At 70.4% G+C, this 12,869-nt stretch carries 15 protein-coding genes and 1 pseudogene; 11 read left to right on the top strand and 5 right to left on the bottom strand.

The window, feature by feature from the left end; genetic code table 11:
• Positions 1-10: 10 nt before the first annotated feature.
• The gene (locus LNW72_RS03685) at positions 11-1,090 is read left to right on the top strand and encodes an alpha/beta hydrolase family protein (RefSeq protein WP_250974004.1); all 1,080 of its coding nucleotides are present in this window, start codon (positions 11-13) and stop codon (positions 1,088-1,090) included.
• Between the two features lie 93 nt (positions 1,091-1,183).
• Here LNW72_RS03685 and LNW72_RS03680 read toward each other — a convergent pair.
• A pseudogene (locus LNW72_RS03680) lies at positions 1,184-1,402 on the bottom strand (GNAT family N-acetyltransferase); the annotation flags it as partial.
• 209 nt (positions 1,403-1,611) lie between these two features.
• On the opposite strand from LNW72_RS03680, the gene LNW72_RS03675 reads away from it, so the two are divergent.
• The 6 genes from LNW72_RS03675 (at position 1,612) to LNW72_RS03650 (ending at position 7,316) form a co-directional block, all read left to right on the top strand.
• Positions 1,612-1,830, top strand: a complete 219-nt coding sequence (locus LNW72_RS03675) for a DUF6243 family protein (protein WP_250974003.1) — start codon at positions 1,612-1,614, stop codon at positions 1,828-1,830.
• Between the two features lie 415 nt (positions 1,831-2,245).
• Entirely contained in the window at positions 2,246-2,896 is a 651-nt protein-coding gene (locus LNW72_RS03670) for a hypothetical protein (RefSeq protein WP_250974002.1), read from the top strand.
• Between the two features lie 273 nt (positions 2,897-3,169).
• Positions 3,170-3,769: a TetR/AcrR family transcriptional regulator gene (locus LNW72_RS03665; RefSeq protein ID WP_250974001.1), complete on the top strand. Its 600-nt coding sequence runs from the start codon at positions 3,170-3,172 to the stop codon at positions 3,767-3,769.
• A gap of 59 nt (positions 3,770-3,828) precedes the next feature.
• Positions 3,829-5,346 (top strand): MFS transporter, encoded by a 1,518-nt coding sequence (locus LNW72_RS03660; RefSeq protein ID WP_250974000.1) that lies wholly within the window; start codon positions 3,829-3,831, stop codon positions 5,344-5,346.
• Positions 5,347-5,472: 126 nt separating this feature from the next.
• On the top strand, positions 5,473-6,471 hold the full coding sequence (locus LNW72_RS03655) for a pyridoxal-phosphate dependent enzyme (RefSeq protein WP_250973999.1): 999 nt from the start codon (positions 5,473-5,475) through the stop codon (positions 6,469-6,471).
• Positions 6,472-6,551: 80 nt separating this feature from the next.
• On the top strand, positions 6,552-7,316 hold the full coding sequence (locus LNW72_RS03650; RefSeq protein ID WP_250973998.1) for a hypothetical protein: 765 nt from the start codon (positions 6,552-6,554) through the stop codon (positions 7,314-7,316).
• 4 nt (positions 7,317-7,320) lie between these two features.
• Here LNW72_RS03650 and LNW72_RS03645 read toward each other — a convergent pair whose 3' ends face one another.
• A complete protein-coding gene (locus LNW72_RS03645; RefSeq protein WP_250973997.1) occupies positions 7,321-8,301 on the bottom strand; it encodes a hypothetical protein in 981 nt (326 codons plus the stop codon).
• Positions 8,302-8,505: 204 nt separating this feature from the next.
• Here LNW72_RS03645 and LNW72_RS03640 point away from each other — a divergent pair, with 204 nt between their 5' ends.
• Positions 8,506-9,192 carry a formylglycine-generating enzyme family protein gene (locus LNW72_RS03640; protein ID WP_250973996.1) on the top strand — a complete coding sequence of 229 codons (687 nt, stop codon included), beginning with the start codon at positions 8,506-8,508 and terminating at the stop codon, positions 9,190-9,192.
• 87 nt (positions 9,193-9,279) lie between these two features.
• On the opposite strand, the gene LNW72_RS03635 is transcribed toward LNW72_RS03640, so the two are convergent.
• Together LNW72_RS03635 and LNW72_RS03630 are read right to left on the bottom strand one after the other, a co-directional pair.
• Complete coding sequence (locus LNW72_RS03635; RefSeq protein WP_250973995.1) at positions 9,280-9,711, bottom strand: hypothetical protein; 432 nt, start codon at positions 9,709-9,711, stop codon at positions 9,280-9,282.
• 335 nt (positions 9,712-10,046) lie between these two features.
• The gene (locus LNW72_RS03630) at positions 10,047-10,271 is read right to left on the bottom strand and encodes a hypothetical protein (RefSeq protein WP_250973994.1); all 225 of its coding nucleotides are present in this window, start codon (positions 10,269-10,271) and stop codon (positions 10,047-10,049) included.
• A 91-nt stretch (positions 10,272-10,362) separates the two neighbouring features.
• On the opposite strand from LNW72_RS03630, the gene LNW72_RS03625 reads away from it, so the two are divergent.
• Positions 10,363-10,983 carry an MBL fold metallo-hydrolase gene (locus tag LNW72_RS03625; protein ID WP_250973993.1) on the top strand — a complete coding sequence of 207 codons (621 nt, stop codon included), beginning with the start codon at positions 10,363-10,365 and terminating at the stop codon, positions 10,981-10,983.
• A 45-nt stretch (positions 10,984-11,028) separates the two neighbouring features.
• Here LNW72_RS03625 and LNW72_RS03620 read toward each other — a convergent pair whose 3' ends face one another.
• On the bottom strand, positions 11,029-11,808 hold the full coding sequence (locus tag LNW72_RS03620) for a GNAT family N-acetyltransferase (RefSeq protein WP_250973992.1): 780 nt from the start codon (positions 11,806-11,808) through the stop codon (positions 11,029-11,031).
• Positions 11,809-11,980: 172 nt separating this feature from the next.
• Between LNW72_RS03620 and LNW72_RS03615 the strand changes: the two genes are divergently transcribed.
• Positions 11,981-12,571, top strand: a complete 591-nt coding sequence (locus tag LNW72_RS03615; RefSeq protein WP_250973991.1) for a TIGR03086 family metal-binding protein — start codon at positions 11,981-11,983, stop codon at positions 12,569-12,571.
• A gap of 36 nt (positions 12,572-12,607) precedes the next feature.
• Positions 12,608-12,817: a hypothetical protein gene (locus LNW72_RS03610; protein ID WP_250973990.1), complete on the top strand. Its 210-nt coding sequence runs from the start codon at positions 12,608-12,610 to the stop codon at positions 12,815-12,817.
• The last annotated feature ends 52 nt before the right edge of the window (positions 12,818-12,869 follow it).

Below are 12,869 nucleotides of genomic sequence, written 5' to 3'. Positions count from 1 at the left end.
GAGGCTTTACGTGAGTCTGACGGGAACGTCGTTCTGGGTCGTGCTCATCACCGTGACGCTGCTGATGGTCATCGGCACGATGCTCCTGTGGGCGAAGATTCCCGGACCGCGCCTGGTGCGGGCACTGACCCGGCTGGTCATGATCCTGCTGTGTCAGCTCACCGCGATCTCGGTGGTGGCCGTATGGATGAACAACAGCTACGGCCTCTACTCCTCCTGGGACGACCTGCTCGGCACACCCGACAACACCAACACCATCGCGATGCCCGGCCCGCCCGTGGCCCGCGCCCAGTTCAACCGCAGCGACAACGGGATTCTGGACACCTATTTCCACGGAACGCACTCCAAGCTCTCCGGGCAGGTCATCGTCTGGACACCTCCGCAGTACGACGATCCCGCGTTCCGCTCCACCCGCTTCCCCGTCCTGATGCTGCTGCACGGCGTGCCGGGATCACCTCAGTCGTGGCTGGAGCACGGCGGTATGCCGGACGCCTTCCAGAAGATGGTGGACGCCCACCAGTCGCACCCGTTCATCCTGGCCATGCCGGTGATCAACCCGGGCAGCGTCGATACGGACTGCAGCGATGTGCCGGACCGCAAGGTCGCCACCTGGCTCGCGGCGGACGTCCCGGAGCTGCTGCGGGAGAAGTTCCGTACGGTGCCCGGTCCCCACGGCTGGGGGGTGATGGGGTTCTCCACCGGCGGGTACTGCGCCGCGAAGCTCCCGCTGCAGTTCCCCCGCGTGTTCGGCGCCGGCGCCGCCCTCGATCCCGACCCGCTGACCGGCGACCCGTCCGTGCTGCCCGACCCGGCCCTGCGGGAGCGCAACAGCCCGACGCACCTGGTCGCGGGCTCCCGGGCGGACGTGGGGATCTTCCTCGCGACCTCGGCGCAGGACCGCGACAGCCCGCCGGCCTCCATCGAGCAGTTCGTCCGGGCGGCTCAGGACAGCACGGTGCGGGTGAAGGCCGTGCTGCTCGCGACGGGTGGGCACAACTACGGAACCTGGATCAGCGAGTACCCGGCAGCGATCGGCTGGCTCAGCCAGCAACTCGCCGGCCCGCAACAGGCCCCCTCGCCGAAGAAATAGCCGGTGCCCCGCAGCCGTACCGCGCCTCGGGCCCCCTCGACCCGATCCCGGCGGTGCCACCCCGGCGTATGGCAGGCCGAGCGGGCGGGAGCCTCAGCCGCGGTGGCGGAGGTCCAGCATGCAGGGGACCTTGTCGTAGCGGCGGTCACCGACGGCGACGAAGTCAGGCAGCCGGCCGTACTCCGTGAAGGCCAGCGACCGGTAGAGGTGCAGGGCGTTGTCGTTGTCGCCACGGGCGTCCAGGGTGAGGACCTCGATGCCCGCCCGCCGGGCGTCGGAGATCAGGGCCGCGGTCAGCGCCCGGCCGACCCCGGGCGCTCGCCGAAGGCCCGGCCGGCGCCGGGGCGGCGAAAGGGTTGGTGCGCGGGGCCGGCGGAACCGGGTAACGTCTTTGTCATGTTCTTCCAGACGCCGATTTACGAGTGAGAGCGTGATGGGCCTCTGCTGACGTCGTTCGACGTCGCCGCCCGTCCCCCACCGATGAATCCGTAGATCACTCCACATCATTACCGGGAGAACCCGTGACCGTGAGCAAGAACATCAACAACCCCGTGGGCATGGGCGGTGGCCAGCGCAAGAGGCTGTCCCGCGCCGAACGGCAGAACAACGGCCCGCACCGCAACCTCGACCGCCAGGGTGCGGCCGACCAGAAGGCGGAGCTGGTGCGCAAGATGCGCGAGAAGGCCGGCGCGGCTGAGGGCACCACCGGGCAGGCGGACGACGACACCGCACAGAGCTGACGCACCGCCGCCGCAGGGCGGCACCGCACGGGGCAGGGCCCGGACCGCGACGCGCGGTCCGGGCCCTGCTGCCGTATCGGGGCTCTGCTGCCGTTCGGGCGCGCCCGGTCCCGCTCCGCTCTCGGCCTGCCTCGCACATCGGGGACGGTGCCGGCCTCATGCATTTGCTGTTCGGACGGAAATAGGTGGCTGCTCGTTCCGGCCGAGAGTTCGCCGAAATTCAGCCAACTTTCTCCCGCCTCACCTGGGAGTAGTTGTGCGGAATCGATTACTCCTCCATTCACCGGCGTGAACGACCCTCTTGACACCCGAAATCACGGAACGAGACCATCGCGTGGTCGCGTTCCGGTGGGACGTGGCGAACATTCCACATCGACGGTCGAACACCGTCGATAATCGCGGGGGAGGACGAAAAATGAGTATTCTCGAACCAGTGGAAGATCCGCTTCAGCAGGCTGAAATCGAACGCTCGGGAAGGCGGGTCTTCCTGGCCAGGGCGCTGGGCGTGACGGCCGGTCTCCTCGCGGTCGCGGCGACCGGCGAGGCGCATGCCGCCACTCCATCGCAGGCGCCCACGGCCACGAAGTCAGCCACGAAGTCCGCCGCCAAGTCCTCGGCCAAGGCCGGTGCGGCCCTGGCAGGACAGGCGGACTGGCGCTTCTGCGGCAAGTGCTACGGGATGTACTTCTGGGGCTATCCGACCGACGGCGTCTGTCCGGCCGGCGGCGCGCACGCTGCTCAGGGGTACAACTTCGTCCTCCCGCACGATGTGCCCGCCACGCCGACAACACAGGCCAATTGGCGCTTCTGTTCCAAGTGCTTCGGCATGTTCTTCTATGGATACCCGGACAACGGCCACTGCGCGGCCGGCGGCGCTCATGCTGCTCAGGGGTACAACTTCGTGCTTCAGCACGACGTGGCCGAAACACCGACCGCGCAGGCCTACTGGCGCTTCTGTTCCAAGTGCTACGGCATGTTCTTCTGGGGTTATCCGGCGAAGGGCCACTGCCCCACCGGCGGTGAGCACAACGCGTCGGGATACAACTTCGTCCTTCAGCATTCCTGAGGGACCGCGAGCGCATTGAATCGCCGGTGGTTCGGGGTGGCCCTGCCAGGTCACCCCGAACCACCGGCGATTCGCCGTCCAGGGCGGGGCAGGGCCGGGCAGTGCCGACCGTCGTACCCGCTCCCTGCGACCGCCCGCGTCACGCCGCTCCGGCGCCCGTCATCGGAAGACGCTCCAGTGGCCCGTGGGCGCCGTATGAAACGGTTGCGTTTCTCCGGGGCAGGCCTTAACGTTATGGAACGAAACGGTTCCGTACTATAAGGAGGCCTCGCGATGCCGGCCGACGCTCGCAAGACCACGGTGCGCCGCCCACGGATGACGCCCGACCGTGAGCTGGAGCTGCTCGTCGCGACGCTCGACGTCCTGCGCGAGGACGGTTACGAGGCCCTGACCATGGATGCCGTGGCGGCCAAGGGACGCTGCAGCAAAGCCACCCTCTACCGGCAGTGGCAGACCAAGCCCGAGATGATCGCCGCCGCGCTCTACGCCACCCGCCCGGTGCGGGCGAACGAGATCGACACCGGCTCGCTCCGCGGTGACCTGATGCTGCTGGTCGAGCAGGTGGCTCCCCGTGCCCAGCAGGACACCGCGCTGTTCACGGCCCTCGGGCATGCCGCTCTCTCCGATCCCGCACTGGTGCGGGCGCTGCGCGAGAGCGTGATCGATCCGGAGACCGCGAACCTGACCGCCTTCGTGGACCGGGCGGTGGCCCGGGGCGAGCTCGCGGCGCGACCCGCGGCGCTGGCCTTCCTGCCGCAGCTGCTCTTCAGCTCGCTCCACACCCGCCCGCTCTTCCAGAACGCCGTCGCCGACTACGACTACCTGGTCGGTTTCATCGATGACGTCGTGATGCCCGTCCTGCTGCACACCTGACCGGAGACCGCCGACGTCCGCCCCCTCATCCCCGGCTCACAGCCCTGGAGCGCTGAACCATGCCCAGAACACTCGACGACACGCCCATGGACATCCTGTCCAAAGCCCCGGTCCCGCCCTCCAGGGCGCAGGAGCCCGGAGCCCGTCGCTGGTGGATCCTCGCCGTCGTCGCTCTCGCCCAGCTGATGATCGTCCTGGACGCGACCATCGTGAACATCGCGCTGCCCTCCGCGCAGAAGGACCTGGGCTTCTCCGACGGCAACCGGCAATGGGTGATCACCGCCTACGCGCTGGCCTTCGGCAGCCTGTTGCTGCTCGGCGGCCGGATCGCCGACCTGTTCGGACGCAAGATCACCTTCCTGGTCGGTCTGGTCGGCTTCGCCGGCGCGTCCGCCCTCGGTGGCGCGGCCGGCAGCTTCGAGGTGCTGGTCAGCGCCCGCGGACTGCAGGGCCTGTTCGGCGCCCTGCTCGCCCCCGCCGCGCTGTCCCTGCTGACCACCACGTTCACCGACGCCAAGGAACGCGCCACCGCGTTCGGCGTCTTCGGCGCCATCGCCGGAGCCGGCGGCGCGGTGGGACTGCTGCTGGGCGGTGTGCTCACTGAGCACCTCGACTGGCGCTGGACCATGTACGTGAACCTGATCTTCGCCGTCATCGCCTTCGCCGGCGGCATGGTGTTCCTGCGGCACAGCGCGCGCGACCGGAGCGTCAGTCTCGACATCCCTGGCGCCGTCCTCGTCTCCGCCGGCCTCTTCGGCCTGGTCTACGGCTTCTCCAACGCCGAGAGCCACACCTGGGGCTCCCCTGCCACCTGGGGCTTCCTGGCCGCCGGTGTCGTGCTGCTGGGCGTCTTCGCCTGGTGGCAGACCAGGGCCGCTCACCCGCTGCTGCCGCTGCGCGTGCTGCTGGACCGCAACCGCGGCGCTTCCTTCATCGCGGTGCTGATCAGCGGCGCCGGAATGTTCGGTGTCTTCCTCTTCCTGACGTACTACCTGCAGCAGTCGCTGGGCTACAGCCCGATCCAGACCGGGCTGGCGTTCCTGCCGATGGTCGGCGCCCTGGTCCTCACCTCGGCCCTCGCCAGCACCCGGCTCATTCCCCGCTTCGGCCCCAAGCCGATCGTGCCGCTGGGCATGGGCATCGCCGCGGCCGGCCTGGTCTGGCTGACGGCACTCAGCATGGACAGCACCTACGCCGCCCACATCCTGCCGCCGCTGGTCGTCCTCGGGCTCGGCATCGGCCTGGTGATGGCCCCGGCGATGAGCCTTGCCACCTCGGGCGTCGCCCCGCACGATGCGGGGGTGGCCTCCGCCGCCGTCAACACCATGCAGCAAATCGGCGGCTCCATCGGCACCGCACTGCTCAACACCCTCGCCGCCAGTGCCGCCACCGGCTACCTCGCCGGCAGGAACCCCGCCGACCCGGCCGTGCGCGGACAGGCCCTGCTGGAGAGCTACTCCACCGCCTACTGGTGGTCGGCCGGCTTCTTCGCCGCCGGGCTGCTCATCAGCGTGCTCCTCTACCGCCGGGGCGTCCCCGCCCAGGACGAGAACGCGGCACCGACCGTTCACATGTAGCGGGGTGACGGGACGTCACCGTCCCGCGGCAGGGAAGCCGGCGCTGTTTCCGCACATCGGACGTGATCGTCGCCGTGGCAGGATGTCCGGCACGAACGCAGGACGGCACCGCGAACGAAGGACGGCATGATGACATCGGGCAGCGGTAACGCCTCGCGGGCCGTGCTGGGGACCTGGCCCACCCCGCTCGAACCGATGCCGCGGCTGGCCGCCGCACTGGGTCTCGGCCCGGACGACCTGTGGGTCAAGCGGGACGATCTCATCGGCCTGGGCGGCGGCGGGAACAAGGTGCGCAAGCTGGAGTGGCTCTGTGGCGCGGCGCGCGACGCCGGCGCGACGGTGCTGGTGACCACGGGCGCTCCGCAGAGCAACCACGCGCGGCTGACCGCGGCCGCCGCCGCCCGATTGGGGCTCGACGCCGTCCTCGTGCTCGTCGGCACACCCGGATCGCCGGGGTCCGGCAACCTCGTACTCGACGCCCTGTTCGGCGCCACCGTCGTATGGGCCGGTGATGTCGGCGCCGAGGCACTCAAGGCCGCGGCCGGGCAGGTGGCCGGGGAACTGCGGGGGAAGGGCGCCGTTCCGGCACTGATCCCCTTCGGCGGTTCCAGCGTGGTGGGTGCGCGCGGCTACGTCGAGTGCGGGCGGGAACTCCTCGCGCAGGCCCCCGACCTGGCGACCGTCGTCACCGCACTCGGCTCCGGCGGCACGATGGCCGGCCTCGTCGATTCCCTGGGTACCGCGCGAGTGCTCGGCATCCACTGCGGGGCCATCGCGGATCCCTCCCACACCGTTGCCGAGCTCGTCTCGGGACTGAGCGGGAAACGCTGCGAGCCGGGGACCCTGCGGGTACGGCTCGACCAGGTCGGCGAGGGCTACGGCACACTGACCGACCAGGTCATGGACGCCCTGCTGCTGGCTGCCAGAACCGAAGGCATGGTGCTCGATCCCATCTACACGGGACGGGCGATGGCCGGCCTGATCGCGGCGGTCCGGGAAGGCGGCATCGTGCCCGGACACCGCACGGTCTTCCTGCACTCGGGCGGTCTGCCCGGCCTCTACGGCCATCCGCAGACGCTCGCCAGAGCAGCGGCCGCACTGACCATCGGAACGATCAGCGGATGAGGACGATGTCGCGCAGCAGGCCGTCGGGCTTGTCGTCGAGGGGGCCGTCGGGCATCGCGCTCGCAGGGGTCCTCATAGTGATGTGCTGGTTGCTGAGCGGCTGCGGCACGCTGCACGCCGATGCCGGTTCCGGCGCGACCGGCACACGAAGTCCTTCCGCCGCGGAATCCGCCGTCCCCTGGACGCTGGCGGCCCCCATCGCCGTGAACGGGCTGAGCGTCGCTGCCGACGACCGCACCCTCCAGTTGGATGTCCAGGTGCCGGCCGGGACGAACTGCACACGCGGCCTCCAGGCCGCCGTCGACACCGTGGAGAACGGCGTCATCTATGTGAAGGTGACCTTCGAATCCCGCAGCATGGACCGGAGCTCGGGATGTACGCACGATGAGCGGGCGCTGACGACCGTTCGTCTGCCGGTGTCCGTCGTCGGGCACCCGGTCATGGTCAACAGCTCCGACGTCTTCACCCTGTCCGGCGCGACCCGCCCGGCCCTCCGCAAGTGCGGCAAGCTCGGCTGCGATCCGGCACCCACCGGCTGCACGAGCGCCTCGTACCAGCAGGCGATGCTCGTCGCCGACACCCCGCAGCACACCTACTGGGACGACCTCGGCTGCGACGGCCACTGGCTCATCCTCGAACTCTCCACCCGGATGGGGCCCGCCTGCGGCGACGCGTCCTCGGGCTGCAAGGAGAGTGCGCTGACCACGCGGTGGTTCTTCCGGGCGACGCCCGACGGATGGCACGCCTTGGGCACCTCCGGCGCGGCCGGATGCGCGGGCGTTCTGCGGATGAACCCGGCCTTCCCGGAGGCCCTGTGCCGTCATCTCCCGGCGCTGAAGCGCTGAGTCCTCAGGAAGCCGGGCCGGCGGGCGGGGCGCCGGTGATCGCCGCGTGGTAGAGATCCTGGGTGGCGGCGCCGAAGTAGGCGCTGTAGGACACCTTGGGGGTGTTGCCGCCGGTGTGGTAGCCGCCGATGACCCCGATCACCGCCCAGCCGCCCGGCCACGGCACCAGCATCGGCCCGCCGCTGGTCCCGCCCACGAACGCGTCGCACGCGATGCGTGGGAAGGTGCCCGGATCGGCCGGGTCGTCGCTCACCCACTTGGTGGTCCAGCTCCAGCACTCCAGCGGCTTCGTCGCACCCGCCGGATACCCGATCATCCGAACCGGGGCGTGGTGGTACCCGCTCACGGTGAGCAGTCGCACCCCACCGACCGCGTCCTGCAGTCGCGTTCCGTCCTGATTGGGCTCGGTGACCGCGAAGCCGAAGTCGTAGGCGGCTCCCGCGTGCTCGCCCAGGTCGTAGTACTGCTGCGAGACGTAGACGCCGTCGCTCGCGACGGGGAAGACACCGAACGGTTTGAGCCCGTCGTGGTACTGCGGCACGAAGGCGAGGTTGCGCTTGGGGGAGGTCCCGGAGTAGCCCTTCAGACAGTGCCCGGCGCTGAGCACCAGGTCGCGGCCGGGACCGCGCACCACGGATCCGCTGCAGGTGCGCCCGGTACCGGTGGCGTCGGTCCAGAAGAAGGTGCCTGCCTGGGGAATGCCGTCGAAGCTGCGGCTCGGCGGAATGTACTCACCCGGCCGGGGCCCGTCCACGGTGGGGGAGGCGCTACGGATGGACGAGCCGGTCCCGGGGCCGTTGCCCGGTTCGCCGCGCAGTGCCTCCGCCATCCGGGCCGGGCTCCAGTACGCGTCGAGCTGGACGGCGGCCGGGTTCGACCGTGCCGGGCGGCCCATGGCGGATGCCGTCGGGGCGAGCCCGCCGCCGAGCAGCAGCGCTGCCACGGACACGGCGGCGTATCGGATGATCCGGGTCCTACGCACCATCAGTTCCCTTCTGGTCACACGCATATGACGGCTCACCATAAGGGCGACCATGGGTCGGTGCGCCAGACGGCATGCGGTGGCGTCCCGCTCTTCGACCTGAACGGAGGGCGGTGATCAGGTCGGCCCGCAGCCACAGCCGGTGCCGTAGCAGCAGACGGTGCCGGCCGATCGGCGGGAGAGAGGTCCCGGTAAGCTCACGTCCCCATGGACCCGAGTACAGGAACAGAGTTGGTCGCCATCCCGTCAGGGCGGGTGACGCTGTCGGACCGGCGGACACAGCGCAGTTGGTCGGTGGAGGTCGCGCCGTACGAGCTGGCGGCGTTTCCGGTCACCCAGGCGCTGTACGCGGAGATCACCGACCGAAGCCCGAGCACCGCTCAGGGCGACCGGCTGCCCGTCGAGAGCGTCTCCTGGTGGGACGCGGTCCGGTTCTGCAACGCCCTCTCCCAGCGCGACGGTTTCACACCCTCCTACCACCTTCACGCCGACGGTGAGGGCATCGACTGGGACACGTCCGCCGACGGGTACCGGCTGCCGACCGAGGCCGAGTGGGAACACGCCTGCCGCGCGGGTACGGACGGACCCCGTTACGGCCCGTTCGACGAGATCGCCTGGTACCGCGGCAACTCGGACGAGCGAGTCCATGACGTCGGCGGTAAACAGCCCAACCCGTGGGGCCTCTACGACATGCTCGGCAATGTCTGGGACTGGTGCTGGGACGTCTACGACGCCGAGGTCTACGGCACGTACCGCGTCCTCCGCGGCGGGGGCTGGTTCGACGAGCACTGGAGCTGCCGCGCCTCCGCGCGCCGCCGCAGCCACCCGACCTTCCAGGTCGACGACGTCGGGTTCCGCGTCGCACGTTCCGTCGCGCACGCGCTTCCGGCATGACCGGCTGAGATGGTCCCACCGTGTCGGTCGCAGCCGTGCGTTCGCGACTGCGACCGAGTCGGTTCGCCTACCTGATGCGGCAGAGCGTCAGGCGGCGGCGCAGGCCGTGACGGCGGCTGCGGTCGCGGTGGCCGCGGTTTCGGCGGCGGCGACTCCGGCGGTGGTGGACGTCACCGCGGCCGTCGCGGCGGCGGTCGCCGTGCCGGCCGCTGTGGTGAGAGCGGTGGCAGGCGCCCCGGCCGCGACCGCGGCGGCGAGCTCCTTGACAGCGGCGGCCGCTGCGGCGGCATCCGTTTCGGCGGCCTTCGCGGCGGCCGAGGCGTTGGCGCTCGACGCGGCGGCCGCGGTGGTGGACGCGGCGCAGGCCGCCGGGTCGGCGAGCACCGCCGGGGCATGGTTCGCCGATGCCGTGCCTGCGGTGAGTGTGGCTGCGCCGGCAGGTGCCACGGCCAGCAGGGCGCTTCCGGCGATGAACGTGCCGACGGCGAACGACGCGAGGGAGATGCGGCAGATCTTCATGAGGGCTTGGCTTCTTCCCAGTCAGGGAGCAGCGGGCCCCGCACGCCTGGCGGAAGCCGGCACGCGGGAAGCGAGCCGGCGGGATCCGCCGGTCACCTCTGAAGAGGAACATCGAAAACCCTGCACGGCGCGTTCTGACCCTCCGCGGAGCCGGTGCACGCGGGTCGGGTCTGTGGGCCGTCTGCCGAGGAACACCCGGTCGGGGTACGTGCAGGAAGGACACGGACGAAAATCGGACATTGGTCCGAATGCCCCGAGGCCCGCCCCGAGGCCTGCCCCCGAGGTCCACCCCCTATGCCCGCCCCCGACGCAGCGTCAGGGCCGGACAGCAGGCTCTAGCCCCACTCCTCCGAGCCGCCCCCGCGCCAGCTCACCTGTGACGCGTCCGCGGTGTCCAGGTCGTCGAAACCCGCGCGCCGGGCGAACTCGACGACGTCCGCGACGGAGTACGCCTTGCCGACGTTCACCTTGTTGATCCAGACACGGCGGAACGGCCTGTCGGCATGGTGGACATCCCACACGATGACCGACGGCGTCACGAGCCGCGCGCCCGGGTCCATGCATCCAGGCTGCGCCTTCGCCGGGCGATGCGCACCTCGGGCGTCCGGAAGTCCGTGGATCTTGTGCCACACCTGCCAGTAAGTTGATCGGATGCGTCTGACGAAATACGGCCACGCCTGTGTGCGCCTCGAAATCGGTGACCGAGTGCTCGTGATCGACCCGGGCACCTTGTCCGAGGGGGAGGCACTGGCCGGCGCCACGGCCGTGCTCATCACCCACGAGCACGAGGACCACATCGACGTCGACAAGCTCACTGCGGCCCGTGAGAGCAACCCTGAGCTGACCGTCCACACCCACGCCGCCCTGGCCGCGAGCCTCGGGGCGGGCGTGACCGGTGTCGCCGTCGGGGACACCTTCACCGCGGCCGGATTCAGCGTGCGCGCCGTCGGCGGTGAGCACACCGAGATCGTCGACGGTCTGCCCGGCTGCACCAACATCGGGTTCATCGTCGACGGCCTCTACCATCCGGGGGACTCGATGTTCGTCCCGGCAGAAGCGGTCGACACCCTGCTGGTTCCGATTTCCGGCCCGTGGGTGAAGCTCGCCGAGGCCGTCGAGTTCGTACGGGCGGTGGGGCCGGCGCGCGCGTTCCCCATCCACGAAGCCCATCTGAGTGCCATCGGTCTGGAGAGCTTCGACTGGTGGATGGCCACGAAGGGCGGGACCGACTATGCGCGCATCCCGCTGGGGGAGTCCGTCGACCTCCCGTAGCGTCGGCCTCCCGTAGTCCGGTTCAGGCCCGCGATGCGGTGGCCGCTAGGGCTGGTACACGTACGGCGTCGTGGTGGTCAGCGCGCTGAACCCGAGGTTCCGCAGGATCGGGCGGCTCTGGTCGGAGGCGTCGACCTGCAGATATCGATAGCCGAGTTCGGCGGCGATGGCGGCTCGGTGGGCGACCAGCGCCCGGTAGATGCCCCGGCCCCGCCAGGCGGCCACGGTGCCCCCGCCCCAGAGGCCGGCGAAGTCGGTGCCCGGGAGCAGTTCCATCCGCGCGGCGGACACCGGCAGGTCGCCGGCCATCGCGAGGACCATGCTGAAGGTCTCCGGCCGTCCCGCCAGCTGGGAGTGCAGGCGGTGCCGAAGCCGGTCGGCGCTCGTGCCGAAGGCCTGTTCGTGGACGTCCGCCGCGAGATCCACGCCGGACGGACCGGTGACCGGCCACAAGCGCACGCCCTCCGGTGGTTCGACGACGGTGGAGAGGTCGTCGATCGGGGCGACCATCACGGTCTCCTCGGCCTCGGGGGAGAACCCCGCGGCCAGCAGCCGCCCGGCAAGGTCGCCGGGCCGGTCATGGCCGTACAGCTTCCACTCGAACTCGCGCCCCAGCGCGCCGAAGTGCCGGACCTGTGCCGCGATCGCCTCGTCCGCCGTGGTCCCGTCGAGATCGGACCAGACGACGCCGTTCCAGTCGTCGTTCCCGGCGCCGACCTGTCGCACCACGTCACCGGTCCGTTCGATGCGCGCAGCGGGATCGTCCGCCTGCGCGTCCCGTCGCATCTGCCGGTCGAACAGGGCGAGTACCGCTGCGTGATCCATCAGCTCAGTTCATCACCGAACGGACACCGGGGGCAACCGCGATTCTCCGGCGGATCCGGCGGATCCGGCCGTCGGCGCGCGTCCGGCGGTCGAACGCGGTCTCCTGACACGTCGGCCCGGCACGGCTAGTGTGCGATCCCTAGATCCCAATGCTGATCCGAAGGGGCATGACGTGACTTCCGTCGACGGATTCAAGCTGCTTGCCGAGGCGCACAGTTACCTGCGCACGGCCGTGCTCGGGGTGCCGGAGGACGCCTGGGGGAACCCGACTCCCTGCGCCGAATGGACGGTTCGTCAGGTCCTCAACCACGCGCGGCTCGACCAGCAGGCGCTCGTCATCCAGATCGCCGAAGTGGGCCGGCCGGCCGACCCCTTCGAGCCGGCGGACGCGCTCGACGCCGACCCGGTCGGGCAGCTCGACGAGGTGCTGGCCGCGGCGACCGCCGCCTGGGTCTCGGTCGGTCGGGACGCCGAGAACGTACCGACACCCTTCGGCCCGATCCCGGCGTGGCAGGGAACCGGGGCGGCCGCACTGGATGCCGCCGTTCACGCCTGGGACATCGCCAGGGCCACGGGCCAGGAGCTGCCGCTCACGGCCGACCTGGCGGAGGGACTGCAGGTGATCGCCGATCTGATCGTCGATTTCATCCGCGACAACTTCCACAAGTTCGGACCCGCCCTGCCGGCCCCGGAGGGGGCGACCGCCGCGCAGAAGTTGCTCGCGTTCACCGGCCGCGACCCCGAGTGGGCTCCCGCGGTGTGATCCCGGCCGAACCCGTGGTCGTCGATGATTCCGACGATGCCGCGCGCCGCCTGGACCGTGGGCAGCGAGGTGTCGTCGGGACCACGGGAGCAGGGGGGCTTCATGGATTTCCCATGGGCCGGATTGTCCGGGCCGAAACCGGCACCGGTGAGTGAGACCGAGGCGGAGGCGTTGCGCTCGCTGCACAACCTTTTCGTACCCACCACGGCGTCGTCGCAGTTCAACAAGTTCCTGAAACGCGAGTAGGCCCCCAAGACCGCCGCGAGGGACGGCCGGAGGCAGCGTGCCGGCCGTGCGG

This window comes from Streptomyces sp. RKAG293, assembly GCF_023701745.1.
In the GTDB taxonomy this organism is placed as follows: domain Bacteria; phylum Actinomycetota; class Actinomycetes; order Streptomycetales; family Streptomycetaceae; genus Actinacidiphila.
This window is presented reverse-complemented; position numbering and strand designations above follow the sequence as displayed.